This is a genomic window from Dehalogenimonas formicexedens, assembly GCF_001953175.1.
Taxonomy (GTDB): Bacteria; Chloroflexota; Dehalococcoidia; order Dehalococcoidales; family Dehalococcoidaceae; genus Dehalogenimonas; species Dehalogenimonas formicexedens.
In genome coordinates this window covers 15,132-40,413 of sequence record NZ_CP018258.1, presented here as the reverse complement: position 1 = coordinate 40,413, position 25,282 = coordinate 15,132, and the positions used below count along the sequence as shown (strand labels likewise).

Annotated in this window: 29 protein-coding genes and 1 tRNA gene; 12 read left to right on the top strand and 18 right to left on the bottom strand. The window is 56.2% G+C overall.

Translation table 11 applies throughout. The features are described from left to right. Nucleotides 1-24 precede the first annotated feature (24 nt). The 3 genes from Dform_RS00235 to Dform_RS00225 all read left to right on the top strand — a co-directional run bounded on the left by Dform_RS00235 (nucleotide 25) and on the right by Dform_RS00225 (nucleotide 967). On the top strand, nucleotides 25-231 hold the full coding sequence (locus Dform_RS00235) for a 2-oxoisovalerate dehydrogenase (RefSeq protein WP_076003229.1): 207 nt from the start codon (nucleotides 25-27) through the stop codon (nucleotides 229-231). After that, nucleotides 228-476, top strand: a complete 249-nt coding sequence (locus Dform_RS00230; protein WP_076003228.1) for a type II toxin-antitoxin system HicA family toxin — start codon at nucleotides 228-230, stop codon at nucleotides 474-476. Before Dform_RS00235 ends, Dform_RS00230 begins: the two co-directional genes overlap by 4 nt. A 233-nt stretch (nucleotides 477-709) precedes the next feature. Next, on the top strand, nucleotides 710-967 hold the full coding sequence (locus tag Dform_RS00225) for a hypothetical protein (protein ID WP_076003227.1): 258 nt from the start codon (nucleotides 710-712) through the stop codon (nucleotides 965-967). A 13-nt stretch (nucleotides 968-980) separates the two neighbouring features. On the opposite strand, the gene Dform_RS00220 is transcribed toward Dform_RS00225, so the two are convergent. The 3 genes from Dform_RS00220 to Dform_RS00210 form a co-directional block, all read right to left on the bottom strand. After that, nucleotides 981-2,324 carry a bifunctional folylpolyglutamate synthase/dihydrofolate synthase gene (locus tag Dform_RS00220; protein WP_076003226.1) on the bottom strand — a complete coding sequence of 448 codons (1,344 nt, stop codon included), beginning with the start codon at nucleotides 2,322-2,324 and terminating at the stop codon, nucleotides 981-983. A gap of 58 nt (nucleotides 2,325-2,382) precedes the next feature. Continuing rightward, nucleotides 2,383-3,159: a GIN domain-containing protein gene (locus Dform_RS00215; protein ID WP_076003225.1), complete on the bottom strand. Its 777-nt coding sequence runs from the start codon at nucleotides 3,157-3,159 to the stop codon at nucleotides 2,383-2,385. Nucleotides 3,160-3,281: 122 nt separating this feature from the next. Beyond that, a complete protein-coding gene (locus Dform_RS00210; protein ID WP_076003224.1) occupies nucleotides 3,282-3,926 on the bottom strand; it encodes a head GIN domain-containing protein in 645 nt (214 codons plus the stop codon). Between the two features lie 153 nt (nucleotides 3,927-4,079). On the opposite strand from Dform_RS00210, the gene Dform_RS00205 reads away from it, so the two are divergent. Further along, the gene (locus tag Dform_RS00205) at nucleotides 4,080-4,448 is read left to right on the top strand and encodes a PAS domain-containing protein (protein ID WP_076003223.1); all 369 of its coding nucleotides are present in this window, start codon (nucleotides 4,080-4,082) and stop codon (nucleotides 4,446-4,448) included. On the opposite strand, the gene Dform_RS00200 is transcribed toward Dform_RS00205, so the two are convergent. Beyond that, nucleotides 4,445-5,119: an endonuclease III domain-containing protein gene (locus Dform_RS00200; protein ID WP_083635286.1), complete on the bottom strand. Its 675-nt coding sequence runs from the start codon at nucleotides 5,117-5,119 to the stop codon at nucleotides 4,445-4,447. The genes Dform_RS00205 and Dform_RS00200 overlap by 4 nt on opposite strands. Before the next feature lie 58 nt (nucleotides 5,120-5,177). Between Dform_RS00200 and Dform_RS00195 the strand changes: the two genes are divergently transcribed. Continuing rightward, on the top strand, nucleotides 5,178-6,488 hold the full coding sequence (locus Dform_RS00195) for a homocitrate synthase/isopropylmalate synthase family protein (protein ID WP_083635285.1): 1,311 nt from the start codon (nucleotides 5,178-5,180) through the stop codon (nucleotides 6,486-6,488). 89 nt (nucleotides 6,489-6,577) lie between these two features. Here Dform_RS00195 and Dform_RS00190 read toward each other — a convergent pair whose 3' ends face one another. Both Dform_RS00190 and Dform_RS00185 read right to left on the bottom strand, forming a co-directional pair. Beyond that, the gene (locus Dform_RS00190) at nucleotides 6,578-6,784 is read right to left on the bottom strand and encodes a 4Fe-4S dicluster domain-containing protein (protein ID WP_076003221.1); all 207 of its coding nucleotides are present in this window, start codon (nucleotides 6,782-6,784) and stop codon (nucleotides 6,578-6,580) included. 12 nt (nucleotides 6,785-6,796) lie between these two features. Continuing rightward, nucleotides 6,797-7,348 (bottom strand): class I SAM-dependent methyltransferase, encoded by a 552-nt coding sequence (locus tag Dform_RS00185; RefSeq protein ID WP_158513440.1) that lies wholly within the window; start codon nucleotides 7,346-7,348, stop codon nucleotides 6,797-6,799. A 564-nt stretch (nucleotides 7,349-7,912) separates the two neighbouring features. On the opposite strand from Dform_RS00185, the gene Dform_RS00180 reads away from it, so the two are divergent. Continuing rightward, nucleotides 7,913-8,131, top strand: coding sequence for a NifU family protein (locus tag Dform_RS00180; protein ID WP_076003219.1), 219 nt, complete (start codon nucleotides 7,913-7,915; stop codon nucleotides 8,129-8,131). Between the two features lie 177 nt (nucleotides 8,132-8,308). Here Dform_RS00180 and Dform_RS00175 read toward each other — a convergent pair whose 3' ends face one another. From Dform_RS00175 to Dform_RS00160, 4 genes are all read right to left on the bottom strand, one after another. Continuing rightward, complete coding sequence (locus Dform_RS00175) at nucleotides 8,309-9,526, bottom strand: aspartate kinase (RefSeq protein ID WP_076003218.1); 1,218 nt, start codon at nucleotides 9,524-9,526, stop codon at nucleotides 8,309-8,311. 81 nt (nucleotides 9,527-9,607) lie between these two features. Beyond that, the gene (locus Dform_RS00170; protein WP_076003217.1) at nucleotides 9,608-10,489 is read right to left on the bottom strand and encodes a hypothetical protein; all 882 of its coding nucleotides are present in this window, start codon (nucleotides 10,487-10,489) and stop codon (nucleotides 9,608-9,610) included. A gap of 52 nt (nucleotides 10,490-10,541) precedes the next feature. After that, a complete protein-coding gene (locus Dform_RS11135) occupies nucleotides 10,542-10,751 on the bottom strand; it encodes a hypothetical protein (RefSeq protein ID WP_076003216.1) in 210 nt (69 codons plus the stop codon). A 71-nt stretch (nucleotides 10,752-10,822) separates the two neighbouring features. Beyond that, nucleotides 10,823-12,010, bottom strand: coding sequence for a cofactor-independent phosphoglycerate mutase (locus Dform_RS00160; protein WP_076003215.1), 1,188 nt, complete (start codon nucleotides 12,008-12,010; stop codon nucleotides 10,823-10,825). Between the two features lie 54 nt (nucleotides 12,011-12,064). Between Dform_RS00160 and Dform_RS00155 the strand changes: the two genes are divergently transcribed. Further along, nucleotides 12,065-12,142: transfer RNA gene (locus tag Dform_RS00155), tRNA-Pro, on the top strand. Between the two features lie 63 nt (nucleotides 12,143-12,205). Here Dform_RS00155 and mazG read toward each other — a convergent pair. The 3 genes from mazG to Dform_RS00140 all read right to left on the bottom strand — a co-directional run bounded on the left by mazG (nucleotide 12,206) and on the right by Dform_RS00140 (nucleotide 15,093). After that, complete coding sequence (gene mazG, locus Dform_RS00150) at nucleotides 12,206-12,997, bottom strand: nucleoside triphosphate pyrophosphohydrolase (RefSeq protein WP_076003214.1); 792 nt, start codon at nucleotides 12,995-12,997, stop codon at nucleotides 12,206-12,208. 62 nt (nucleotides 12,998-13,059) lie between these two features. Further along, a complete protein-coding gene (locus Dform_RS00145) occupies nucleotides 13,060-14,262 on the bottom strand; it encodes an MFS transporter (protein ID WP_076003213.1) in 1,203 nt (400 codons plus the stop codon). Nucleotides 14,263-14,370: 108 nt separating this feature from the next. After that, a complete protein-coding gene (locus tag Dform_RS00140) occupies nucleotides 14,371-15,093 on the bottom strand; it encodes a sulfite exporter TauE/SafE family protein (protein WP_076003212.1) in 723 nt (240 codons plus the stop codon). 300 nt (nucleotides 15,094-15,393) lie between these two features. Here Dform_RS00140 and Dform_RS00135 point away from each other — a divergent pair, with 300 nt between their 5' ends. Then, nucleotides 15,394-15,639, top strand: coding sequence for a hypothetical protein (locus tag Dform_RS00135; RefSeq protein ID WP_076003211.1), 246 nt, complete (start codon nucleotides 15,394-15,396; stop codon nucleotides 15,637-15,639). 15 nt (nucleotides 15,640-15,654) lie between these two features. On the opposite strand, the gene Dform_RS00130 is transcribed toward Dform_RS00135, so the two are convergent. Further along, nucleotides 15,655-16,092, bottom strand: coding sequence for a universal stress protein (locus Dform_RS00130; protein WP_076005003.1), 438 nt, complete (start codon nucleotides 16,090-16,092; stop codon nucleotides 15,655-15,657). A gap of 186 nt (nucleotides 16,093-16,278) precedes the next feature. On the opposite strand from Dform_RS00130, the gene hisS reads away from it, so the two are divergent. The 4 genes from hisS to Dform_RS00105 all read left to right on the top strand — a co-directional run bounded on the left by hisS (nucleotide 16,279) and on the right by Dform_RS00105 (nucleotide 20,299). Next, on the top strand, nucleotides 16,279-17,535 hold the full coding sequence (gene hisS / locus Dform_RS00125; RefSeq protein WP_076003210.1) for a histidine--tRNA ligase: 1,257 nt from the start codon (nucleotides 16,279-16,281) through the stop codon (nucleotides 17,533-17,535). A 584-nt stretch (nucleotides 17,536-18,119) separates the two neighbouring features. Next, a complete protein-coding gene (locus Dform_RS00120; protein WP_076003209.1) occupies nucleotides 18,120-18,332 on the top strand; it encodes a hypothetical protein in 213 nt (70 codons plus the stop codon). Nucleotides 18,333-18,720: 388 nt separating this feature from the next. Then, nucleotides 18,721-19,632, top strand: coding sequence for a branched-chain amino acid transaminase (locus tag Dform_RS00110; protein ID WP_076003207.1), 912 nt, complete (start codon nucleotides 18,721-18,723; stop codon nucleotides 19,630-19,632). A gap of 49 nt (nucleotides 19,633-19,681) precedes the next feature. Then, complete coding sequence (locus tag Dform_RS00105) at nucleotides 19,682-20,299, top strand: glycerol-3-phosphate acyltransferase (RefSeq protein ID WP_076003206.1); 618 nt, start codon at nucleotides 19,682-19,684, stop codon at nucleotides 20,297-20,299. Here Dform_RS00105 and Dform_RS00100 read toward each other — a convergent pair whose 3' ends face one another. The 4 genes from Dform_RS00100 to Dform_RS00085 all read right to left on the bottom strand — a co-directional run bounded on the left by Dform_RS00100 (nucleotide 20,300) and on the right by Dform_RS00085 (nucleotide 24,928). Further along, complete coding sequence (locus Dform_RS00100) at nucleotides 20,300-20,860, bottom strand: aldolase (protein WP_076003205.1); 561 nt, start codon at nucleotides 20,858-20,860, stop codon at nucleotides 20,300-20,302. 65 nt (nucleotides 20,861-20,925) lie between these two features. Next, the gene (gene lexA, locus Dform_RS00095) at nucleotides 20,926-21,582 is read right to left on the bottom strand and encodes a transcriptional repressor LexA (RefSeq protein ID WP_076003204.1); all 657 of its coding nucleotides are present in this window, start codon (nucleotides 21,580-21,582) and stop codon (nucleotides 20,926-20,928) included. A gap of 101 nt (nucleotides 21,583-21,683) precedes the next feature. Continuing rightward, the gene (gene gyrA / locus Dform_RS00090; protein ID WP_076003203.1) at nucleotides 21,684-24,125 is read right to left on the bottom strand and encodes a DNA gyrase subunit A; all 2,442 of its coding nucleotides are present in this window, start codon (nucleotides 24,123-24,125) and stop codon (nucleotides 21,684-21,686) included. Further along, nucleotides 24,125-24,928 (bottom strand): tetratricopeptide repeat protein, encoded by an 804-nt coding sequence (locus Dform_RS00085; RefSeq protein ID WP_076003202.1) that lies wholly within the window; start codon nucleotides 24,926-24,928, stop codon nucleotides 24,125-24,127. Before Dform_RS00085 ends, gyrA begins: the two co-directional genes overlap by 1 nt. Nucleotides 24,929-25,282 lie beyond the last annotated feature (354 nt).

Sequence of the window (25,282 nt, the reverse complement as noted above, 5' to 3'; positions counted from 1 at the left end):
TGGCTTCATCGCGCGAATGTAATTATGAACGAAATTATCTTTATGGTTCAGGAAGACCCCGAGGGCGGCTTCACCGCCCGGGCCCTAGGCTCGCCAATTTTCACCGAGGCGGATACTTTCGATGAGTTGAAGTCGCAGGTCCGCGACGCCCTGGCTTGCCACTTCGGTTATGGGGCTGCGCCGCCTGTCGTCCGGCTCCACCTGCAGAAAGATGAGGTCATTTTATCGTGAGACTGCCAAGGGACGTAGGCGGTCAGGATCTGGCAAGGCGGTTGTCGTTTTATGGTTACTCCATCACCCGGCAAACCGGTTGTCACGTGAAACTCACCTCAACCCAATCGGGCAGGGAACACCACATCACGTTAACCACCGGCCGGCTTCTGCGCATGGCCACCCTGAACAACGTGCTGGCTGAGATCGCCGCTTTTACGGCGATCGAAAAAGATGCCCTTTCCGCCGCCCTTTTCACTCCGTAGAGGTCTCATTTTGTCCCCTCCCGAGCCGGGCTTACTATGAAAATTCCTGAAAAATAATTTCGAAAAACCCCTAGACGGAGTACCGCCGCCGGGGGTAAAATGGGGTTGTGAACATCCAGAGGTACTTCCCGCCATGCGAGTAGTCGGTCCCCGGGTAAATGTGTGCTGAAGCACTGTCGCGTATCCCGCGCCGGTGCTTTTTAATTTACTATTAAACGAGTCAGGAGGAGAAAATGTATTCAAGCCTGATCGGGAAAATTGAAAAAGCCAACCGCTACGCCCAGGAGAAAGACCGCATCACCTTCACCGACATGAGTTGCAAATTCCGCGGCGAAAACGATATTCATACCACCGAATTGAAACACGGTCAATGGCATTGTTCCTGTGATTTCTTCGTGACCTGGGGACGCTGCTGCCACACCATGGCGCTTGAAAAGGTCCTCGGTCCAATGTTGTCTGAGGAAGCCCGGGTCACCGAATTCCCGGCTTAAGTAATCCGGGGATTCATCCGGCCGCTCTGTTCGGACGGATTTCCAGGGCTTCGCCGACGGCAAAAAGCGAACCGGTAACGCATACCAGGCCTTCGCTGCCCGCCAATTGGGAAGCGAATACCAGCGCTTCGGCCGTGGTTGAGGTGTAATTTACCTTCCTGCCGAGTTCTTCGAAGGCTCGGCCCAGTATTTTAACGTCCATCCCCCTGGGATGCCTGGTGCGCGTGACAACGAATTCATCAAAAACCGGGGCCAGGACTTCGGCCATGCCGGTGACATCCTTGTCGGCCGAAGCCGCTATAACCAGGACCGCCGGATGGGGCATCATGTCCGCATCCAGGAAAGCATCGAGAGAATTGACAAGTTCCATGGATGATGCCGGGTTATGCGCGCCGTCAACGATGACCAGCGGGCCGCGGTCAATTACCTGGAACCTTCCCGGCCAATCCGTCCTGGACAGTCCGCGTTCAACCGTTTCCTTCGTGATACCCTCAACTCCCTGGTCGATCAGGGCTTCCAGGGCTGCTACTGCTACCGCGCAGTTTATCCGCTGATAAGTCCCCAGTAAAGGCAACTTGATGTCATAGATATTATGCCTGCCCAGGATGTTGAACATCTGGAAACCACCGTTGAAAGAGGACCGGGTCATGGCTTCAATGCTGGCCACCCTCAACGGCGACGCGATTTTGTGGCAGGTCGATCGGATGACCCCGGTCGCATCTTCGCCCTGAGGCGCTGAAACCACCGGCACACCGGCCTTGATGATCCCGGCTTTTTCTGAAGCTATTTCCTTGATAGTGTCGCCGAGCACGTCGGTGTGCTCGAGATTGATCGTGGTGATTATTGAGAGATTTGGTTCGACGACATTGGTGGCGTCCAGCCTGCCGCCCAACCCTACCTCGATGACCTGCCAATCGACCTTGTTATTCGCAAAATAATCGAAAGCAAGGACTGTCATTATTTCGAACGTGGTGAGTTCACCGTAACGGGCTTGATCATTTATCTCGGCGACGATCGGCTTCAATTTTTGGACCTCGACGATGAACTCATCTTCGCCTATGAAATGGTCGCCTATCTTGAAGCGCTCGTAGGTTTCGATCAGGTGGGGCGAAGTGTAAAGTCCGGTCTTGTAACCGGCTTCCCGCAATACCGCAAAAATCATCGCCGCGGTGGAGCCTTTACCCTTGCTGCCGGCAATGTGGACCGTCCTGGCTTTTAGATGGGGATTCCCCAATCGCTCGAGGAAAAGTTTCACCCGCCTGAGGTCATACCTGGACTCATCGCGGGGGCGCTGCCCCGCTTCATAATCGACGAAGCTATAAAGCCAGTCCAGCGCCGCATGGTATTCAGCCTTCATGGTTTAATCATACCATTACGGAAAAACCGGGAACACAAGTGGTTATACGGTTCGCTGACTAGCCTTTGTTCAGCGATGAGGCTCCGGTGACATTGACGTCGCCAAGAGTGGCATTCCCGTAATACTTCAACGATGAAGCTCCTGACAGCGTCACATCCAACCTGCCGGAGGTACTGACGTCGCCGTTGGATGCGCCTGAGAAACTTACTTTGGCGTTCGTGCTCGCAAATTCCTTGAGACTCCCCCGAGAAGCGCCGGAACAGGTGACTTTGAGATCCCGGCCTTGACCGGAGAGGCTGACGTTTGAAGCCCCGCTGACTAAAAATGTGGCGTTTCCTGTCTCCATGCTGCCCTTGATCTTCGACGCGCCTGAAACGTTGGCATCCAAATCGCCGCATTTAATGCTGTCCAGTTCTATGCTGCTGGCCCCGCTGGCAACGAGCTTAAGGTTTGCGTTCGATGTGAAACCGCTTAAAGAAGCAGAAGAGGCGCCGCTGACCTGGAGACTGGCGATCTCCGGAGCCGTAATCCTGGCTTTCAATGAAGCGACAGTGTAGCTTCCATCTTTCAGTTTGATCTTCAGGGTATCGCCCTCTTGCGAGAAGTCCAGGTAGCCGAAAATATTCTCGTTCGTGGTGACGCTGACCGAATAACCTGAGTCGCGGACTACTTCAACCTTAAAAGTTGAAGAGATCTCGATTTTGGTGAAGCCGCTGAAATCCTGGTTACGCGTCTCCACCGGTCCGCGGCCGACAATGCTTCCAAATGGGATGCAGGCTATTCCGGCCACCGCCATGGATGCTACCAGTATGATTCCGAAAATTTTTGTGATCATGGTTCTGTCCTCCGCATTCATTATCGGCGCTTCAATACCTGAGCACACCCCGCGGATGAGGAGTATTTTGCCAGCCGTTAGGCTAGTTTTGCTAAACGCCAAAACGGGAAACTATCGGGGCATCAAGTCTTCTTGCTGAAACTGGAAGCTCCGGTGATTTTGACATCGCCCAGCGTCGGCGTGCCCAGCCATCTGAGGTTGCTGGCTCCGGAAACGGCGGCGTCGAGTTTACCCCTGACATCGACGGTCAAGCTGGCTGCCCCGCCGAGTTTGATCCTGGCGTCGCCGACTGTCATCTTCTCCAGGTTAGCGTTGGAAGCGGCGGTAAGTTCGATATCGGCGGTATCGGCGCTGCCGTTAAGTTCGAAATGGGACGCCGCGCCGCCTTCCAGTTTCAATTGTTTGCAGCCGACATCGCCGCTTAGAGTGCTGGCTCCTGACAGCGTTGCCTGGAAGGTCTCGAGCGCCGTAAACCCAGAAATTTCGCCTTTGCTGGCGGCGGCAAGTTCGATCGAACGGAGCTCCGGCATGGTGACGATGAGCTTGGGAGCCGAAATTCCCTTGAAAACCAGGCCGATATGGCCCCAGCGAGCCTCAAGTTTGGCGGTTAGGGTCCCGCCGAAAAGGCTGACCTTGACATCGTTCAAGGCCTGGTCGTCGGCTTCCAGGGCAACCGCATACTGGTCTCCGCGTTTGACCTCTAGCTTCATCGCGTTCCGCGCTTCGACGCCGGTGAAACCGCTGAAATCGAATTCTTTACGCCCCATATCGCACCTCGCTGCCCTGGGGACAGCTGCTCCCCCATGGCCCTTCATGATTTTCAGGAAATTATAGCATCGGCGGCAACAGGCCGGTAAGTGATTTGCCCCCCCGGTGACCCGGCTGTTATTATCTCGTCATCAAAAAACAGAGAGTTCCCAATGCTTGAAAACCTGTCGCTTTCAACGATCGCCGCTATGCTGGACACTTTACCGGTCGATCTGACCTACATGGACGAAAAAGACCGCATCGTCTGGTTTTCCGGTCACCGCATCTTCAACCGGCCGCCGGAAATCATCGGCAGGGATGTTCGTGAGTGCCACAAGGAGTCATCGTGGCCCGCCATTGATACTATGATCGCCGATTTTAAATCGGGCGCGAGTGACCTGGTAGAGCATTTCACCGACAAAAGCGACGGGCGGAAAATCCGCATCAGGTATATGGCCGTCCGCGATGCGTCGGGGGGCTACCTGGGAATGGTCGAAATGGCGGACGACATCACCTCGGTCCGCCCAAGCGAACCGGTTTAGCGGTGAACGGCTTCTCCTGAACATTCGTCACCGAGGCAGCATCCGGTGCAGCGTGCCGACTTCCGGCAGATGTCTTTACCGTGTTTAACGATCAGGGCGTGGTATTCCGCGAATAACCCGGCTTGGTGTGGCAGGTTAGCCATAAAAAGACCCTGCCAACCGTCATAACTGTCAACCGGTGGTTCAATTCCAAGGCGCTTGAATAGTCTTCGGGTGTAAGCATCGATAACGAATACCGGCTGTTTGAACACGTAAAGCAAAATTGCGTCGGCGGTCTCCGGCCCTACTCCATGGATTTCGAGGAGTTCCTGCCGCAGTTCGGCAGTCGGAAAACTGTCGAGCCTGGACAGGTCGTCCTGATACAGACCAAGCCACGCAGCCAGCGCTTTGAGTTTCTTTGCCTTGGAGTTGTAATACCCGGAAGGGTAAACCATTTTGGCGAGGTCAACCATCGGCAGGTCCCTGACGGCCGACGGTGAAAGCTTCCCCGCGGATTTGAGGTTTGTGATCGCTTTTTCAACGTTTCCCCAGGCCGCCGATTGGGTCAGGATGGCGCCCACCATGATTTCAAACCAGGTTTCGCCCGGCCACCAGTGCTGTTTTCCATAGCAGGCCAGGAGATGATCATGGATCGAGGCAAGCTTTTCGCCCGTGTCAGGTTTGCCGGTCATACGCATATTATGTTACCATAATATTTTACCACCTATACCGCCACGATTGAGGTGAAATGTGCCTAAGATTTATTTAATCGATGTCACCAACCGCGACGGCGTACAGACTGCCAAGCTGGGCCTCTCCAAACTGGAAAAAACCATGGTCAACCTCTATCTCTCGGAGATGGGCGTTTTCCAGTCGGAGTTCGGTTTTCCCACCACCAAGCATGAAACCAACTACCTGCGCGCCAACCTTCGCCTGGCCGAACTCGGGGTCATCGCCCCCCTGAGATTGGAAGGCTGGATGCGCGCCATATCATCCGACGTTGAACTGGGCTTCCACATGGTGCCGGGTCTGAAGCATGTCAATTTATCGATCTCGACCTCCAATCAGATGATCGACGGCAAGTTCAAGGGTAAGAAGACGCGCAAGGACGTCATCAGGGAGATGACCGCCGCCGTTGACACCGCTTATCGGCTCGGCGCCGCGACCGTGGGTGTCAACGCCGAAGACGGTTCCCGAACCGATCTCGAGTACCTGACAGAGTATGGTCTCGCGGCCAGGGAACACGGCGCCACCCGTTTACGTTACTGCGATACTCTTGGCTACGACGACCCTTTCTCAATCTACGATACCTGCCGCGCACTGGCTGAAGCAGTGGGTATGCCCATAGAACTGCACTGCCACGGTGACCTGGGGATGGCCGTGGCCAACTCGATTGCCGGGGCGCGCGGCGTTGTCGACGGCGGCCAGGACGCCTATATCAACACCACTCTTAATGGCATCGGCGAGCGTGCCGGCAACGCCGACCTCGTTGCCACGGTGCTGGCCCTGACCAAAAGCAAAAGTTTCGCGGGCAAGTACGAACTGGGCAATCCCATCGACCTGACCAAGAGCTGGAAGATCGCCAAGTTCGCTTCGTACGCTTTCGGCGTCCCCATCCCTATCAACCAGCCCGGCGTCGGCGCCAACGCCTTCGCTCATGAGTCCGGCATCCATGCCGACGGCGTCCTCAAGGACCCGCACAACTACGAGCTATACGGGTTCGAAGAACTCGGCCGCGGCGACCCGGAAATGGTGGAAACAGGGCGTGAGATCTGCGCCGGAGAATATTCCGGCATCTCCGGCTTCTCCCATATCATGAGCGACCGCATGTCCTGGCACTTCAAGAACAAAGAAGAAGCCCAGGAAATACTTGAGTTGGTGCGCTACGCCAATGTCCTTTCCCATAAACCGCTGGTGGAAGACGAACTGCTGTTTATCGCCCGCTACCCCCACACCGCCAAGCGCCTGCTCACGGTGACTCCGCTCGAAGGATCGGACGTTATCGATGAACTTTTTACCCCCTGGCCCGAGGATAAGGACAAAGTTAAGGAAACGCTGTAGCGCCGGCTCTCAGTAGTTAGTTTCAATTGTTCGCCAAAAAATAAAGAGGCAGGTCATCAGACCTGCCTCTTTATCTAGTACAAAACGTGTTACCGAGACGCCGCCGGCCTCCGTACCGTTATTGCCCCCGTTGGGCACTGGAACTCGCAGCCGCCAAGGAGGTCGCATTTATTTTGATCGGTTACTTTGCAGACCCCGGTCTCCGGATCGACCTCGAGGATTTGCCTGGGGCACATGACGGCGCAAACGCCGCAGCCGGTGCATAATTCCGGATCGATTACTACTTTATCTTCCAATTAGACGACTCCTCAATTCTTTATTTCCAACAGTTCAAGCCCACCGTTTATGGCCCGGCCTTTTTTCACGACCTGTAACTTAAAGCTCTCCGACAGGCTGTCCATTCCTCCGAGGGATTGACTGGCTTTGAAACAGGCGTAATGCTCTCCTCCCACCAGCATCTCGGCGAAACGGTATAACCGGCCGGCGGGTACTGGGTAGTCAGCCAGGATGATCATTCCGCCGTTTTTGGTCACCCGCCGCATCTCGGAGATAACTTTCTTCTGGGTTTCAAATGGTTTTTCATGGAGCGCCAGCGATATCGTCGAAGAATCGAAAAAGGCATCTTCAAAGGGCAGCGCCGTCGCGTCGGCCAGTTGGAAATGAAGATTTTCCTTACCGTATTTCTTTCGTTTTCGCTCCGCGATGGCGATCATCTTAGGATCAAGATCTATCCCGTAGGCATCCATGCCGAGACCAGCAAGATAAGTTGCCTGGTCTCCGGTGCCGCAGCAGACATCAAGCACCCTTTCACCACGCTTCATTCCACCAAATTCGGGAATTCTCTGTCGTAATCGTCTCAAAGCCCGATCGATTACAAGGCTGTAAAAACTTACGAACAAAGTTGGCGTTCTCGCTCAGCGCGGCAAATCATGTACTTAATAATTGTATCACCAGATACTCATCTTTCCAATTTTTACGATTGGGCGGCGCACCCTGGCTAACTTTCCAGACCTGTGTGCGTTAAATAAGATAAATCGGGACGAAAGGAGATGAATATGCGCCGCATTTTTGATGCCTGGGACAGAGTGCTTTACGAGTTCTGGTTCGTCCGGCAACCCCAGCCCCGATACGCCGTGGTAAGGGTGCGCCGGGAACGGCGATAACGTGAAAGCTGGGTGAGCCTCGAAAACTCACCCGTATTATAACCGGCGGGAGGTCTGTGACCTCCCGCCTTTTTTATCATTGTCATTCTGAGCGAAGCGAAGAATCTCAGTCTTGATCCTGGACGCAACTTCGATTTGCAGGATCGATCACTCCCCGGATCACGCTGGTACTTTGACGGCTCCCAAATTGACACCATCGCCCTTTCATGATAGCTTTTTAGGATACGTCCGTATAAAAATTCGGCAAAAGAAGGAGCTATCATGCAGGATAAGGTCAAGGCAGCGTTAGACAAAGTCCGCCCCAATCTTCAGGCTGACGGCGGCGATGTGCAGTTTGTTGAGGTCAAGGATGGTATCGTAAAAGTGAAACTCACCGGCGCCTGCGCCGGTTGCCCCATGTCTCAGATGACCCTGAAAAAAGGCATCGAGAACTTCCTCAAGCGTGAGATCCCGGAGGTCAAAGAGGTCGTTTCAGCCTAAACGCTAACCTGACCTTGGAAATCACAAAGCCCGCTCAATTGAGCGGGCTTTGTTTTACCTTGGACCTCTTACGGTTTAATGGTTCATCTTGTTGGGCATTTTGGATTTTGGAGCATTGTGGCTTGTTTCGGTCCTGAGCTTGTCGAAGGACGATATTCGGATTTCGGATTTCTCTACCTACTCTTCTGTCTCCAACTCGAACGCCTTGTGAAGCGCCCGCACCGCTTCTTTGACTTTGCCCTCTTCGATAATAACGGTGATCCGGATTTCAGATGTGGAAATGAGGTCAATGTTGATGCCGGCATCATACAAAGCCCTGAACATCTTGGCGGCATAACCCGGCGTGTTCTGGATGCCCGTGCCCACGATTGATATCTTGCCGATATTCGGATCGGCCTCGATGCTCATCGCTCCCAGGTGATCGGCGATCGGCTTGACCACTTCCATGGCTTTTTTCAGGTCCGATTCCGCCAGGGTGAAGGTCATATCGGTGATGTGTTTCACGCTGGCGTTTTGGACTATGGTGTCGACGGATACCCCTGCCTTGGCCAGCGGTTCGAACAGCGATGCCGCGATGCCCGGCTTGTCCGGTATGCCGACGATCGTGATCTTGGCTACGTCCAGGTCGTGAGCGATGCCGCTCACCTTGTTGCGAATTTCCATTGTTCCTCCGTGAATCAGCGTACCGGGGTTGTCATTGAAACTGGAAGCGACCAGGATGGGGATGTTATACAGCTCGCCCAGTTCCACCGCTCGGGGATGCATGATTTTGGCGCCGTAAGTCGCCAGTTCCAGCATCTCCTCGTAGCTGATCTCTTTCAACCGGCGGGCTTCGGGAACGACCCTGGGGTCGGCAGTGTAGACTCCATCGACATCGGTGAACCGTTCGCAGATCTTGGCTCCTAGAATGGCCGCCAGGGCGACCGCCGAAGTGTCCGAGCCTCCCCTGCCCAGAGTAGTCACCTCCATGCCCTCGGTGATGCCCTGGAACCCGGCGACGATGACGATTCGCCCCTTGTGCAATTCGCGGTGGATGCGCTCGGGCTCGATACCGGTGATGCGGGCGCGGCTGTGGGAGGCATCGGTCTTGATGCCGGCCTGGGCGCCCGAAAGGGAAATCGCTTCGTGCCCCATGTGTTTCAGCGTCATTGCCAGCAACGTCGATGAGACGATCTCGCCGGTGGACATGAGGACATCCAGCTCCCGAGGGTCCGGCCGGTCGGTCAACGACTCCGCCAGTTCGATAAGGTCGTCGGTGGAATCGCCCATGGCTGAAACGACCACCACCACCTGGTTGCCGTTTTCCTTGGTGGCGATGATCTTTCGCGCCACGGCCCGGATGCGCTCGGCATTGGCTACCGAGGTGCCGCCATACTTTTGAACGATGATTGCCATTGTTTCTGCCAAACCCCTTAAAAATTGTCATTCCCGCGGAAGCGGGAATCCATCGTTTGCCGCATCAAATATCTTAAGACTTTACCAGTAGATCTTGACTGCCGCAACAACCCCCAGACTTTCCCAGTAATAATCCCCCAGGGAATCCCCCAGGACGTTCAATTCCTGCTGCTCGGCCTGGAGTCTGTCGTGCCAGTTGTTGAAATAGGTGTATTCCGGTTCCTTGAGCCTCGTCCTGCCGCCAAGCGCCTGTTCGTAGGCCGCGGCGTCAGCTTCGTAGGCATCGCGTTTCTGTTCGAACAGCCTGAAATTGTCCAGGTAAGACAGGTAGTAATTATAGAGGGGAGAGCTTGCGACCTCAAGGGGGACCACTCCGTAATCTTGACCGATGGCGATATAGGCCACCTTGTCGAAACCATTCGCCAGACTGTCGCCGATGTCTTGACGGGCGACATCGTAAGACGATGTATCGTCGATGATCACCAGCCCCCGGTCGGTGGTCATGAATGCCGTCGCCGCGTGTCCGACATCCTGTCCGAAGAAGTCGATGGCCACCCAGGCCGCCCGGATGCCGGCTGCTTCGGCGTCATTATGTAAATCCATCGCGAAGCTGCCGCACATGTATCTATCCGGAATGTATGCATTACGATCCGTCGCGTCGCTTTCTACGAAAGCCATCAGACGGTTCCAGGTTACATCCACCGCGGCGGGATTATTGACCAGCTTCACTGAGGTCCCGCCGGGGTATAGTCTGTATGGCGGCTGCCGCCCCTCGTATGAAAGCGCCCCGGCGATCGAGTTCAACCCAGCAGTATAGTCAGGCGCAGCAAGCGTTGTTGCCGGAGGGTAGCCGGCGCCGGGAATCGTCAGTGAGAACGAACAGCCGGACAGCACCGCCGCCGTTACGAATATAGCTAATGGAAACGATGCCAATTTTGCCATTTGTCGTTCTTTTTTGATCATTTGGTACTTCGGTTTTGAATTTGTTTCGGATTTCGATATTCGGATTTCGGATTTACTTCAAAACCAGGGTCAATATCAACGCGGCGACAATGACGCTGATGATCACCCAGAACCATGCCGGGGTTCCTCCACCGGACCTATCGCCCCGGTACCCGGTCGATTCTCCCCTCCGCCTCTTTTCGCAGCATTCGACGCAGGTGCAAGCCGGCGGATGTCCGCCATATCTTGTCGAGCGATACGTCTCGTCTTCCCTCGGACTCATTTTTTGTTTCTCGTTTATTATTGGATTATTTGCTTATTGGTATTATTGGTAGTATTGGTATTATTCGAAAGCTATCCTCGGACGACCATACTCATGATGTTGTGCGCTTCAGCAACTACGAGCTTGGTGCCCTTAGCCTCATTTTCTGTAAACCGCCTGGCGCCTGTTGTCCTGACGCCGGAGCCCCAGATCATGAACGGCACCATTTCGGCGGCGTGGGTCCGGATGTTCAGCGGGGTCGGGTGGTCGGGCATGATCAGCACCCTGAGCTTGTCGCCCTTGAAATCGCGCAATCTCCCTACCATGTCGCGGTCGATCAGTTCTATGGCTTTGACCTTTTCCTCGGCGTTGCCGGAATGCCCAGCCTCATCCGGCGCTTCGACGTGAACCACCGCCATGTCGTAGATATCGAGAGCTTTAAGAGCTTCTTCCATTTGGCCCGCGTAATCGTTGTCGATGTTGTCTGTGACCCCATCGATGCACATCACGTCCATCCCCTGCATCTGCCCCAGGCCTCTTAGGAGATCGACCCCTGACGTGATCGCCGCGCCTATCCCATAACGCTCTTTGAACGATGGCATTTTGGGGAGGGGACCGCTGCCCCAGAAAAGCCAAAGCTGGGTCGCCGGCAGCTCGCCGCGGGCAATCCGGTCAAGGTTGATCGGATGGTCCTTCAACAACTCCGCGGAGGCGGCCATGATGCTCCGCAGAAGATCGCTGCCTTCCCCCTTGGGCAAATGGGCTTCGATGGGTTGATCAGGAATGTCGTGGGGCGGGGTGCACACTGCTTTCAGCGACTCAGGCCGCCCCTTGAGTTTCAGAATATGTCGATAACCGACACCGGGGAAGAGTTTTAAATCAGGCGTCTCGAGCTTTTCGTTCAAAAACCGGATAAGGGCGGCGGATTCGTTGGAGTCTATGTGTCCTGCGGAATAGTCCCGCATCATGCCGTTGTCAACAGTCACCAGGTTGGCTCTGAAGACTGTTTCATCTGCCGCGATAGGAATATCCAGGCTCCTGGCTTCGATGGCGGCGCGCCCCTTGTAGTACACCCTCGGGTCATAGCCGAGGACCGACATGCAGGCGCAGGCAGACGACGGTTCCATGCCTGCTGGAACCGTGGCGGTCATGCCCACCATCGCTCGCCTTGCCATCTGGTCGAGGTTTGGCGTCGCCGCTGCCTCCAGGCTTGTCCTGTTGCCCAGTGCTTCCACCGGCCAGCCGGACGCCCCGTCAATGATCATGACCACGTATTTCATACTGCCATCCTATTTGCTATTGCCGGAGGGCTAATCGTATAATAAACATTCTGGCGGGGCGTAGCGCAGCCTGGTTAGCGCGCAGCGTTCGGGACGCTGAGGTCGGAAGTTCAAATCTTCTCGCCCCGACCATCTCCCCCAATCGTCATTCCGGGCGCAACAAAGAAGTTTAATCCTCGTTACATAATACCACGATTAAGTCTGCCCCTTCACCCTCTCCCATAGCTCGTTCTGTTGTTCGAAGGACATTTCTTTGAATGACAGACCTTTTTCGCTGCAGTAATTCTCCATCGCCTTGAAGCGTTCGGCGAACTTACGGTTGGCGCCTCTCAGGGCGCTTTCGGCGTCGATGCCCTGCCGGCGGCCGTAATTAACCAGCGTGAACAGGACATCTCCGAACTCCGCTTCCCTCTCCGCCGAGGTCGTGGCATCCTTTAATTCGGCGATTTCTTCTGCGAGCTTATCGATAACCCCGCCGTCGTCCTTCCAATCGAAACCCACCCTGGCCACCCTGCCCTGCACCTCCTCGCTGTAGGCCAGCGCGGGCATGGCCACCGGCACTCCGTCCAGCATCGATGTCCGGGTCGGGCGCTCGGCTTTCTTGATATCTTCCCAGCGCCGTAACACCTCGCCCGCGTCCTTGGCTTCTTTGTCGCCGAAGACATGCGGATGACGTCGGATGAGCTTGGTGACGATACCCTCAACCACATCGCCGATAGTGAAATCGCCGTACTCGGCGGCGATTTTGGAATGAAAGACAACCTGCATCAGCAGGTCGCCCAGTTCGGTCTTGAGTTCCGCTTTGTCGCCGGAGTCGATGGCTTCCAGCACCTCGTAGCATTCCTCGAGCAGGCTATCGCGGATGGACAGGTGGGTTTGCTCCCGGTCCCACGGGCAGCCGTCGGGAGAGCGCAGCCGGTCGATTATGTTGACCAGGGTTTGGAAATCGGAGGAGTCTTGTTCCGGGACGCACGAGGATTCAGCCAAATGTGGACCTCGCAAACGTGATTACGGCCATTATACCCCCGTTTTCCGAAAGTGTCATTCACTCAGACGGCGGTGTCCTGGGTTCGGGGTTTCGAAACGCGCATCACCGCCCAGAAAACCAGGCTCATGGTAATAAGGACAAGCCCGGCTGTCGTGAAAGCCACAGCAAAGGAAAACGTCCCTATGAGGATTCCCGTCAGGATCGGGCCGCTGGATTGCCCGATATCCATGATGCCCGACATGACTCCCAGCGCGCTGCCCCGTCCCTCCTCCCGCGCCAGGTCGGCTACCAGCGCTGATGTCGAAGATGTTACGATCGCCAGCCCTAAACCGGAGAGGGCGATGAGTGTCAGCAATAACAGGTAATTGGAAGCGGAGAGGATAAGGATGATGATCGCGCCACCGAGAACCAGGCCGGCGATGATGGTCCGGGTCCGTCCGTAGCGGTCGGAAAGCCTGCCCATGATCGGCTTGGTGAAGGCGGTAACTACGATCTGGGCGGTGAACAGGAGACCGATCTGCCAGGCGGCAAAGCCCAGTTTCTCGCTGAGGTAAACCGGCAGGAACGTCTCCAGGCAGCCGTATCCGAAATATTGCGCCGCCTCGGCGCCGCTGGTGGCCAGTATCCCTTTGTGCCGGAAAACGAAGGATATCTCCTTCGTATATTTGCGCCAGTTCTTGCCAAGAATATCCCCAACCCCCGCGGTGATTTTTTGCTCCTTCGGCAGTCGGATCGCCAGTAACAGGGTGATGATTCCCGCTACGCCGTCGGCCAGGTAGACCAGGTGGAAATCGTTGCCGAAAATCAGCAGACCGCCGGCAAACGGCGCCAGGAACCTCCCGACCAGTGTCGCGGAGGAATACCATCCCATCCGCTCGCCCCGGCCTTTGTCGAACGTATCAGCCACGATTGCCAGCGCTACCGGCCCAAGGATCGCCGTTGCCAGACCATGGTAGATGCGCACCAGGACCAGCATCCCGGCATTATGGACGAAGAGGTATAAAAAGGGGGCGGTAGCAAAGATAACGGCGGCAAACAGTACCACCCGCCTTCGTCCGATGGCATCGGAAATGGCCCCGGCGGGCAGGCTCGCCAGAATGCCGACGATGGTGGATGAAGCTGCGATAAATCCCAATGCCGTATCGGAGATTCCCAGCGATTTGACGTACAGCGGCAACGCCGGATTTTTGGCCATCGTCGAGCTGAAAATGGCCACGCCGCCCGTCAGGCACAGGACCCAGAATGGGGTAAGTTTAAATTTCATTCAGATAAAAACGGCGGCCTAAAAGGCTACGCAATAATCCACGTGAACATTGTAGCGAAGAACATTTGAGTGTCAACTTCCGGGGACCGCGTCGAGTCAGTGCTAAGTTCATGCTCGAATTACCATCAGCGCCCCGATGATGACCAGGATGATCCCGACCGTTTTGGTGAAGGCGTCTTGAGATAGCCGCTCCAGGATCCTTTTACCGAATAATGTGCCGGCGATGACTCCGATCGAGGCAATCGCAATCATGTTCCAGATCGGGATCAATTCGTGCCACTGAGCCGCCAAATACACTGGAAGCCTGGCAACATCGACCATCAAGGCGATCCCCGTGGCCGTCGCTACGAATTCATCCTTTCCCAGGTTAAACCCGGTGAGGGCCGCTGACCGTATGCCTCCCTGGTTGCCCACCAACCCCCCAAAAAGACCCGATAGCGCCCCGCTGAACCAGGAGAACACTCCCTTGATACGGATTTTACCGGCTAACCCTGTGAGTTCCGCTGTACCGGCTAGTATCAACAGACCCCCGAAGACTATTCCGAGAAGTCGGTTGCTGACAACGTTATGTAGCAGGGCTCCAGTCAACCCGCCAGCTGCGCTGGTCAGGCCGAAGCTCAGCAGTACTTTTTTGTTTACTGACCTTCTGATAAGCAGAAAGCGCAGCGCTGTGCCGGTGAAATGGGCGACACCTATCGCCGCCACCGCCACGCTTATTCCGGTCTTGACCGCCAGCAAGGGAGTCAAAAGGCTTCCTATTCCAAAGCCGGCCAAAGATGCCACCGCCCCGGCGATGACGGCAACTAACGCAAGGAACGAAGCAAAAACCACATATAAATATTCGCATGGATAGTACGATAATCAAAAACTGAGGCCGGGTAAAATTCGAGGCGATTTTTAGAAAATCGAGTAGACCTACCAATTGCGCTGCCGCCAGGGAAGCCTTATTTTGGAAATGCCTGAACTGGATTCGGAAATAACAGGAGGCATGGGTATGAATATAGGTGATTCCTTAAGAACTGGCGCTGCTTTTTATTGTTCCGCTGTTCGTTCCGTTCCTCACCTGTTATGCGTCGGACATTTTAACTTTTTGATGTGGTAAACTAGTTATAAGCTTGGTCTGAGGATTGTATGACGCTTGCTCTCGTAATTCTATTCATTTTTGTACTGAATATCGGATTCGGGTACTGGCGGGCTAATACCCGAAAGTTTTCATGGCAATGGATCCTGTCGATCCATATCCCCGTTCCCATAGCCATCGCCGCCCGCATGCTTTTCCTGGGCTGGCATTGGGCTCTGGTTCCAGTTTTTGTGGGCGTTTTTGCCGCGGGCCAATTCTCCGGCGGCAGGGTGCGGAAGATAGTATCGAAGCGATGACCGCCCGCCGCTCGACTATTTCGCTTTAACCACCAGCACCGGAACCTCTGCGTGGTTGATGACCTGGGAAGTTACGCTTCCCAGGGTGAGCCTGGCGACGCCGCTCCGCCCGTGGCTGGCCATGGCGATCACATCTGCGCTGTTATCTTTGGCTGTCTGCAGGATGATCTCCGCCGCCCCGCCCTCCTCCGCCAGAATCTGGACATGTATTCCGGAGAGGTGTTTCGCTGCCACCTGCCTGAGGTAGTCCTTCGCCTCTCCCGGTGTCAGAGTCGGCACCTCGCTGGCGTTGGAAAGAACCAGAGCATCGATCACGCTGGGACCAACGGGCTTGATCACCTCCAGCAGGATGATCTTTGAGTCGGGGCTGCACCTGGCCAGTTCGGCTGCTTTTGGCAGAACCTGTTCCGATACCGGCGAGCCATCAAGTGGGACAATGATCGTTTTAAACATGTTGCCCGCCTCCATATGGGGATTTCATTGGACACCCTGCGTTTCATATTAACAATACTACTTGAAGATGCTCTGTTCAAGACAAATATTTAACAGTAGCAAATTCCGGAGGGGGAAAATTTGTTGCTTGGAATTTGGAATTTCATATAGTATCATCAATGAACTTATAAGGAGTCATCTTGAGCTATGGATTACCAGGCCCCCCGCGGTACCCAGGATATCCTGCCGGAAGAACAGGCTTATTGGCGATACGTCGAATCGAAAGCCGCAAAAGTAGCCGCTCGCTACGGCTATTCCCGGATCGACACGCCCACTTTCGAGGACGCCCGGCTTTTCACCCGCACCGTGGGTGAGGAGACGGACATCGTCACCAAGGAAATGTATACCTTCCAGGACCGCGGCGGCTCCGATTTGACCCTCCGGCCGGAAGGCACCGCCCCGGTTTGCCGCGCTTATATCGAGCACGGCATGGCGTCACGCACCAAGCCGGTCAAGTTGTATTACCTGGCCTCGATCTTCCGCTACGACCGTCCCCAGGCCGGGCGCTACCGCGAGCATCACCAGTTCGGTTTCGAGCTTTTCGGCGAAGCCGATGCCGCCGCCGACGCCGAGGTCATCGACATGGCCTGGTCTTTTTATCGCGAACTCGGCATCACCACCCTGCCCGTCCAGCTCAATTCGATCGGTTGCCCGGAGTGCCGCGCCGCTTACCTGGCGGCTCTGAAAGAATACTATGCCTCCTGCGTCGACACCCTCTGCGGAGACTGCAAGATCCGCTACGGCAAGAACCCGCTCCGTCTCCTGGATTGCAAGAAGCCGGATTGCCGCGCCGCCGCGCTCAAAGCGCCCCATGCGATCGATTATCTCTGCCCCGACTGCAAAGCCCATTTTGAGAAGTTGACCGCCCTCCTCGGGGCAATTTCCGTTCCGTTCGAAGTCAATCATTGCCTGGTTCGCGGCCTGGATTATTACAGCCGCACTGTCTTCGAGATCCAGCCGCAGGAGGAGGGTGCCCAGAGCACTATCGGCGGCGGCGGCCGCTACGACAATCTGATACCCCAGCTCGGCGGCGAAGCTACCCCCGCTATCGGCTTTGCCACCGGAATTGAACGGATCATCCTGAACCTCAAACGCCAGAGCGTCACCGTACCTGCTCTTGAAGCGCCGCGATTCTTCCTGGCCGCCCTCGGCGAAGCCGCCGTAATGGCCGCTTTCAAACTGGCTTCTGACCTGCGGCGGGAAGGTATTCCGCTCGTCGAGTCGCTATCCTCCCGCAGTCTGAAATCACAGCTTCGTCAGGCGTCGGGCCTGGGCGCCCGTTACACCCTTATCCTGGGTGAGGCGGAACTGGAGAGCCGCCAGATAATCCTTCGCGACATGGGCACCTCCGCCCAGCACACCCTCCCCCTCGACGGCCTGTCCCCGGCGCTCAAAGCGCTCTGAGTTTCAGGGATATGTTTCTGACCCGAGCGAAGCTTCCGGAAGAATCTCTAAACCACCCTGAACACAACGTTCCGAAAATAAATGAGAATCGATCGAAAAAGGTGAATTAACCCCTCTCTCGCTGACGGCGGGAATCGGGTAATGCAGCAACTGTCTTGATTAAGCATAGCGCCATACCTGCCGGTCGCCCGCCTGGTCGTCCATCATTGACAATTATTCCCTCTTTTTATCTCCACCTGTCGCCGTAGCCGCGCGGTATGCCGTGCCCTTCCCGGTAAACCCGCCCGCCTCATCCTTTGCTGCCGATCAGGCCGATAATTGCTAACCGCTGAAGGTTCATCCAATTTGTCTTTCTGAGTCCGCGACATAGTCGGGACGAAGAATCTCGGTGCCACCCATTTTGCCGGCTGTTTACTGACACTGTAAATTGTGAACTTTCAAAAAATATTCCCACAAAAACGACACGAGACGCTTGACACTACCAGAAACACCCGTGCTATAATACCCGCATGGATAGATTAGCACACCTGTACAATCAGGAAGCCGGATTGTTGACCGGAACATCTCGGTCGGAGATATCTGCCATGATTCAAGTCTCGGCTGCCGGAGATTGGATCAGGGTTCGTTATGGTTCCTTTTTCAAATCGAATCTTACGATTGCGCCAAAGCTGAATTTCGGGGATTCGTTTCGCAATAAAAACTTGTCGCATAAAAACGAAAAACGAATCGCTAAGGCGTTTTGTCATTCCCGCGAAGGCAGGAATCCAGGGGAGCAGGGGATTGGTAGTATTGGATAATTGGTATTATTGGATTATTGGTATTATTCCGTTTCCGCCTCGGGGAATTGTTTCCATTGTTTTCGCGAAATGCGTACACTATCTCCTCGCCCGCGTACCAATGGCCATTCCTTTTTATTCCCTCTCCCTTTGGGAGAGGGTTTGAGGGTGAGGGCGCGCGGGAGAGGGTAGGGTGAGGGCAAGAAGATGTTCTCGTATGAGTTCGTCCCCGTACCAACTTGGATTGGGCAATGGATGGGTTCAACTTGCATTGCCGCATCGAGTCGTTCCAGTCGTTTTAACATGTGCCAGAATGCAATAAACAAAAGCAAAATCCCCGACAAAGTTTGCCCGTGAACCGCCGAGAGTCTATAATCCATAGCCACACCGCTCAAAAAGGAGGCCCCCGATGCCCAGTTACTGCTATTTCCAGGGTGAAATCGTCCCCCTTGAAAACGCCAAAATAAGCGTCATGACCCACGCCCTGCACTACGGCACCGGCCTCTTCGAGGGCATCCGCGGCAACTGGAACGCCGCCCACGGCCAGCTCTATATCTTCCGGCTCCAGGACCACATGCGCCGCATGAAGGACGGCTGCAAGGTCCTCCGCCTCGATATCCCATTCTCTGCCGACGACCTCTCCCGCATCACCGTTGACGTCGCCAAAAAGTGCGGCTTCAAGGAAGATATTTACCTCCGCCCCCTGGCCTACAAGTCGTCCGAGGCGCTGGGGGTGCGGCTCCACGATTTGAAGAGTGACTTCCTGTGCTTTGCCATCCCATGGGGCCGCTATATCGACACCGACTCCTGCCGCTTGGCCGTCTCCACCTGGCGCCGCCCCGACGACAACGTCTTCCCGCCGAGCGTCAAAGCCACCGGCCTCTACATCAACAACGCCCTGACCAAAACCGAGGCCATCGAGAATGGCTTCGACGAAGGGGTCATGCTCGCCCCCGACGGTCATGTCGCCGAAGGCAGTGGTGAGAACCTGTTCCTGGTCGAAAAGGGCAAGCTGGTCACCCCGGCGACCTATTCCAGCATCTTAAACGGCATCACCCGTGATACGGTCATCCAATTGGCGAAGAACGAGCTCGGCCTCGAGGTCGAGGAGAGGCTCGTCGACCGCTACGAACTCTATACCGCCGACGAGTGCTTCCTGACCGGTACCGCAGCTCACCTCACTCCAGTCTGTGAGATCGATCGCCGCAAGCTCGGCGACGGCGGCATCGGCCCGATCACCGCCAAACTGAAAGACCTCTACTTCGACGCCATTAAGGGCAACCTGCCCAAGTACACCGGCTGGTGCACGCCGGTTTACTAATCCCCTCGCCCGCGGCCTCGCGGGAGAGGATTAGGGTGAGGGCCAGACAATGCCCCTATTAGCCCTCCTGTTAGGTTATCTCTGGGGGTCCATCCCGACCGCCCGCATCGTCGCCCGTCTCTCGGGTGGTGATCTAGGCGGCGGCAACGTCGGCACCCTGAACACCATTCGACGTGTAGGATTAGGTCCCGGGATCGCCGTGGCTACCCTCGACATCGCCAAGGGCGCCTCCGCAGTCCTGACCGCCCGCTACCTGCTCGACTTGGCACCGCTGTGGGTCCTCTTCGCCGGAGTCTTCGCGGTCATCGGCCATAACTGGATGGTCTGGCTGGGCTTTAAAGGCGGCAAGGGCATGGCGGCGGCAACGGGAGCCGTCGCCGCCGCTTCGATCATCTATGGACATGCCTGGGTGCTCGCCGGGTTCATCGGTGTCATCCTGGCGGTATGGCGGTTGGGAAAGAACCTGGTTCCGGGCAACGCGGTGGGTTTGATCTGCCTGCCGGGGTTTGCCTGGCTCGCTTCCCACTGCTTAGGCACGGTATTGGCAGCCATTGCCCTCGATGCCGTCATCGCCGTCAAATACGCTCCGGGCGCGATAGCGGACTTCAAACGCCGGGGACTTGGGGCTTTGGGCAGGGATGAGATCAGGCCGAAGAGAAAGGGTTGACTATTTAGCCTTTCGCAGGCTTTTGACCAGCCACAGCACCTGGCAAACCTCTTCCAGGGCGGCGGTGTATTTGTAGGCTTCCTCGAGGATCTGACCGGCGGCAAAGCTGCCGTGGCCGTATACCAGGACAATCTTGTGAGTTTTCAGCGCCTCGGCGACTTCTTCACTCAGGCAGCCCGGCCGGGTGTCCTGGTTCCAGCCAAGTACCGGAATCCTGCCCAGTTCATAGTGCTCCGCCTGTTCGGAGACGATCTCCGTCTCGGTCATTGAGAGGGCAATGGCGTGCGGCGGGTGGGCATGGACAATGGCGCCGGCGTTGGTGTGCTGTAATATAGCCCGGTGAACCGGCAGTTCCACGGACGCCAGTGGCGTCTGGAGATCGTTCTTCACGATGCCGGTCTCGATCAGGTCCTGGTCTGAAAGGGCGCCGAGCTGACTGCCGCGGCGGGTTATCAGCATCTTTTCTTCGTTCAGGCGCACCGACAAATTGCCGGAATGCGATGATACCAGTCCGCGGGTGAACAGTGCCTTGCCGACTTCTTTGAACTGAGTAGCGAGCATAGATTAGCAGCCTTGATCAAGATGATTGGGAAGCTGCTATATGGTAACCGACCAGGTTTTAAAAATCAAACGAGCTTACGAATGACCCCCACCACCCGGCCCTGGACTTCGACGTTTGAGGCTTCGGTGTAGATGGGAGCCATCTGGGCATTGGCGGGCTGCAGGCGGACTTTGTTGCCCCGCTTCTCTTTGTAAAAACGCTTGAGGGTGGCTTCTTTTTCAGTCTTGAGCCAGACCGCGGCCATCTCGCCGTTGTCCACCGACTGGACCGCCTGCATGATGACGACGTCGCCATCATTGATAAGCGCATCGATCATCGAAGTCCCTTTGACTTTCAGGGCGTAAACATCCTTGCGGTCATCCACGAAGGCCTGGGGAACTTCCACCGTCTCGGCTGAGTTGGAGGCGTTCCAGGTTTCCGTATCCGGCACCGGTATGGGGCGGCCGGCGGCGATCCGGCCCATCAGCGGCACGGTTACCGGGCAGGCGCGGCTGACCTTATCGACAAGTTCGATTCCCCGGGAAATCTCATGATGACGGCGGATAAAGCCCAGGCGTTCCAGGTGCTTGAGGTTGTAATCCGCGACGGAAGTCGAGCTGATACTGCAACCGGCGACGATGTCACGAATACTGGGGGGAATGCCGTACTTTTTCACATAATTCTGGATGAATTCCAGGATCTTTTCCTGCCTTGCCGAAAGGGTATCCGAAATCTTAGCCATATTCTCACCGCCTGAACAAGTGTTCTTGAGAACACTTTATCTCATTTCCGACGCCATGTCAAGGGCTTTTGAGACAAATTTTCGAAAATATCTCAACAAGCCTAAACCACCATCGTGCCAAAGGTGACCACGCGGTCATTTTCATCGGGGCGAATAACGATGACGCCCTGGGTGCTGCGGCCCATCACGACGATTCCCTTTTCCGAGTCCTCAGTTCCGACCGGGGTGCGAATGACAACGCCCTCGGCGGTGGCGATCATCACCTGGTGTTCTTTATCGACAACCTTCCCGGCGACCACCGGTCCGGTTTTCTCCACAACCTTAAAGGTCAGAACGCCGGAGCCGCCGCGGTGCTGCAGCGGGTATTCTTCCACCGGGGTCAGTTTGCCCATGCCGCCCGATGTAATGACGAGGACGAAATGTCCCGGATGGGTGACGTCCATGCCGACCATGCGGTCGTCGTCACGCAGGGCGATGCCCCGGACGCCGCCGGAGGCTCTCTGAGAAACACGCAGATCCGACACCGGGAAACGGATGGACTGCCCGTCGCGGGTGATCAGGATGAGATTATCGTCTTCCTTGGCGACGAGCGCCCCGATGAGTTCATCGCCCTTGGGCAGGTCCATGGCCAGCAGGCCGCTCGACCGTACCGACGCGAAGTCCGATGCGGGCGTGCGCTTGATCTCTCCACCTGCTGTGCCCATGATGAGCGAATATTCTTCTTTGAAATCAGTCAGGGACAGCATGGCGGTAATCTTCTCGTTCTCGGACAAAGGAACAAGGTTGATAATCGCCAGCCCCTTCGCGGTGCGAGAAAGATCACAGGGGATTTCATGGCATTTGATCGAGAAAATCCGTCCCCGATTGGTGAAAAGCAATACGCTATCATGGGTATCGGCCACCATGATGAAGCGCACGGCGTCTTCTTCGCGGGTGGTGATGATGCTCTTGCCGCGGCCGGCGCGGTTCTGCAAGCGGTAGACCTCGGTGGGTACCCGCTTGATGAAATTGCGCTCCGTCAGGGTCACCACCATGCTCTGGTGGGGGATGAGGTCCTCTTCCCGGAACTCGATCACTCCCTGGGCCTGGATCTCGGTGCGGCGGGCATCGCCGTACTTGGCCTTAATTTCGGCCACATCCGTCTTGATAAGAGTAAGAATCTTCCTCGGGTTGGCCAGCAGGTCTTCCAGGTAGGATATCTGCTTCAGGACCTCGGCGTACTCATCGAGGATCTTCTGGCGTTCCAGACCGGCCAGGCGGCGCAGCTGCAGGTCGAGGATGGCCTGGGCCTGGATCTGGGACAGGCCGAACCGGCTCTGGAGTTCCCGCCGGGCGACTTCGGAATTCTCGGCTTTGCGGATAAGGTTGATGATGGCATCGAGATTATCGAGGGCGATCTTGAGACCCTCGAGGATGTGGGCCCGGTCTTTGGCGGCCTTGAGTTCGAACTTGGAACGCCGGGTGATGACCACCTGGCGGAATTCGACGTAAAGCTTCAAAGCCTCTTTCAGATTGATGATCTGGGGTTTGCCGTCCACCAGGGCCAGCATGTTGATGAAGAAACTGTCCTGAAGGTTGGTGTGCTTGTGCAGGTTGTTCAGGATCTGCTGCGGCTGGCCGTCGCGCTTGAGGTCGATGACCACCCGCAGCCCCTGCCGGTCCGATTCGTCGCGGACCTCGGCGATGCCGGTGACCTTCTTCTCTCTGACCAGCCCGGCGATGCGGGAAACCAGCTCCGCCTTGTTCACCTGGTAAGGCAGTTCGGTGATGATGATCTGGCGTTTACCCGTCTCTGACGCGTCGGTAATGTGAGCCCGGGCGCGGATGACGACCTTGCCGTGGCCGGAGGCATAGGCGCTCCGGATGCCGTCGGCGCCCAGGATGATGCCGCCGGTGGGGAAATCCGGGCCCTTGACGAAGTGCATCAGGTCATCCATGGTGCATTCCGGGTTATCGATCAAATAGACGATGCCGTCGCACAGTTCGGAAAGGTTGTGAGGCGGGATGTTGGTGGCCATGCCGACGGCGATGCCGGCCGAGCCGTTCATCAGCAGATTGGGCAAACGCGAAGGCAGAACCGTAGGCTCGTTCAGCGACGCGTCGAAGTTAGGCATGAAGTCAACGGTGTCTTTATCGATGTCGACCAGCATTTCCTCGGCCAGGCGGGTGAGGCGGGCTTCGGTGTAGCGCATGGCAGCCGGGGGATCGGCGTCAACCGAACCGAAGTTGCCCTGGCCGTCGACGAGGGTGTAGCGCATCGAGAAGGGCTGGGCCATGCGCACCATGGCATCGTAGACGGAGGAATCGCCGTGAGGGTGGTATTTGCCGAGGACCTCGCCGACGATGCGGGCGCTCTTCTTGTACGCCGTGTTATAGTGCATGCCCATGTCGCTCATGGCATAGAGGATGCGGCGATGCACCGGTTTCAAGCCGTCGCGGACGTCGGGGAGGGCTCGGGATACGATGACGCTCATGGCGTAATCAAGGTAGGAGTTTTTCATCTCCTCCTCGATGTTGATCGGGCGGGTTTTACCGATTACCATTAGACCTCCAACTCCTCTTCGTCCTCTTCTTCAGGGTAGGTTTCCTCTTCAAGGTTCTCTTCCACCACGGCCTCGGCCTCTTCGCCCTCCGGCGCGGGTTCGGTCTCCTCAGCGGCGGATTCGAGTTCCGGTTTGCGCGCCGCCGTGGGCAGGCGGGTGGGGAACGAAATCTGTCCCACCTGCGACGGGTCCTGGTATGTCTCACGGATCATGACCGAGAGCTTGTCTTCCGTGGAACTGACGACGGTGCCGGAATACCTGTTACCGCCCCTCATCAGCTTTAAAAGCCTCAGGGCATGGCGAGGTTCCACCGAACCGACGTACTCTCCAGCCATGGTCTCTACCCTGATGCTCGCGCCTGCCGGAAGCAGATTGACCTTGTCGCCGGCAACGGCATGGGCCAGGACCTCCCGGGGCGCCAATGAACTCAGGTTGATGACGCCGGCTTTACCGGTTTCCTCGAGGAAAACCTGGGGTTCGACGCGCTGGCTGTTGGCTTCCACGTTGGTCTTGGACCCGGAGACGAGAAGGACCTCCAGGCGGCGCAGGTTGCGGTCGGCGATGGAGTTGTAAGGGTCGGCTTCCTTGGCTTTTTTATAAGAAGCCTGGGCCTCGGCGTATTCGCCGAGTTCCATATGAGCCCGGCCGAGCCGGTTCAACGCTTCGATGTCCTGGGGGAAGAGTTCGAGAATGGCCTGGTTGGCGGCGATGGCGTCGCGCCAGCGGCCGGAAAGGGCAAGGTCTATGGCGCTCTGGCTGTGCTGCTTTTTAAGTTTAGCCTGTTCGTCGTCGTTGTAGGCCATCGCCGGCTCCTAATCTTGATTTTGGTGACAGATTTTACTCGATTACGGAGGGGCGAGCAAACATTCTGATCTCTCGTTTGTCTAGAACAGGCGTATTATACTACCCCCGGAGGAATACTACCAATGTAGAGTTAACAGTTTTCAGTTCACAGTTCACAGTTCAGAGGCTCTCAGCTGTCAGCGATCGGCTTCCGACCAGAAACTCCAAATGCACCTAAAAAACGACTGGAACGACTCGGTGACGCGGACAGAGTCCCAAGTTTCGAGCTGCGCGTCTCGAGTATTTTTGCTTTCCGGTGAAGCCTTTTTTCTGAAACGAATCCGGAATTTTTACGTTTACTCCAAACGTGGGAA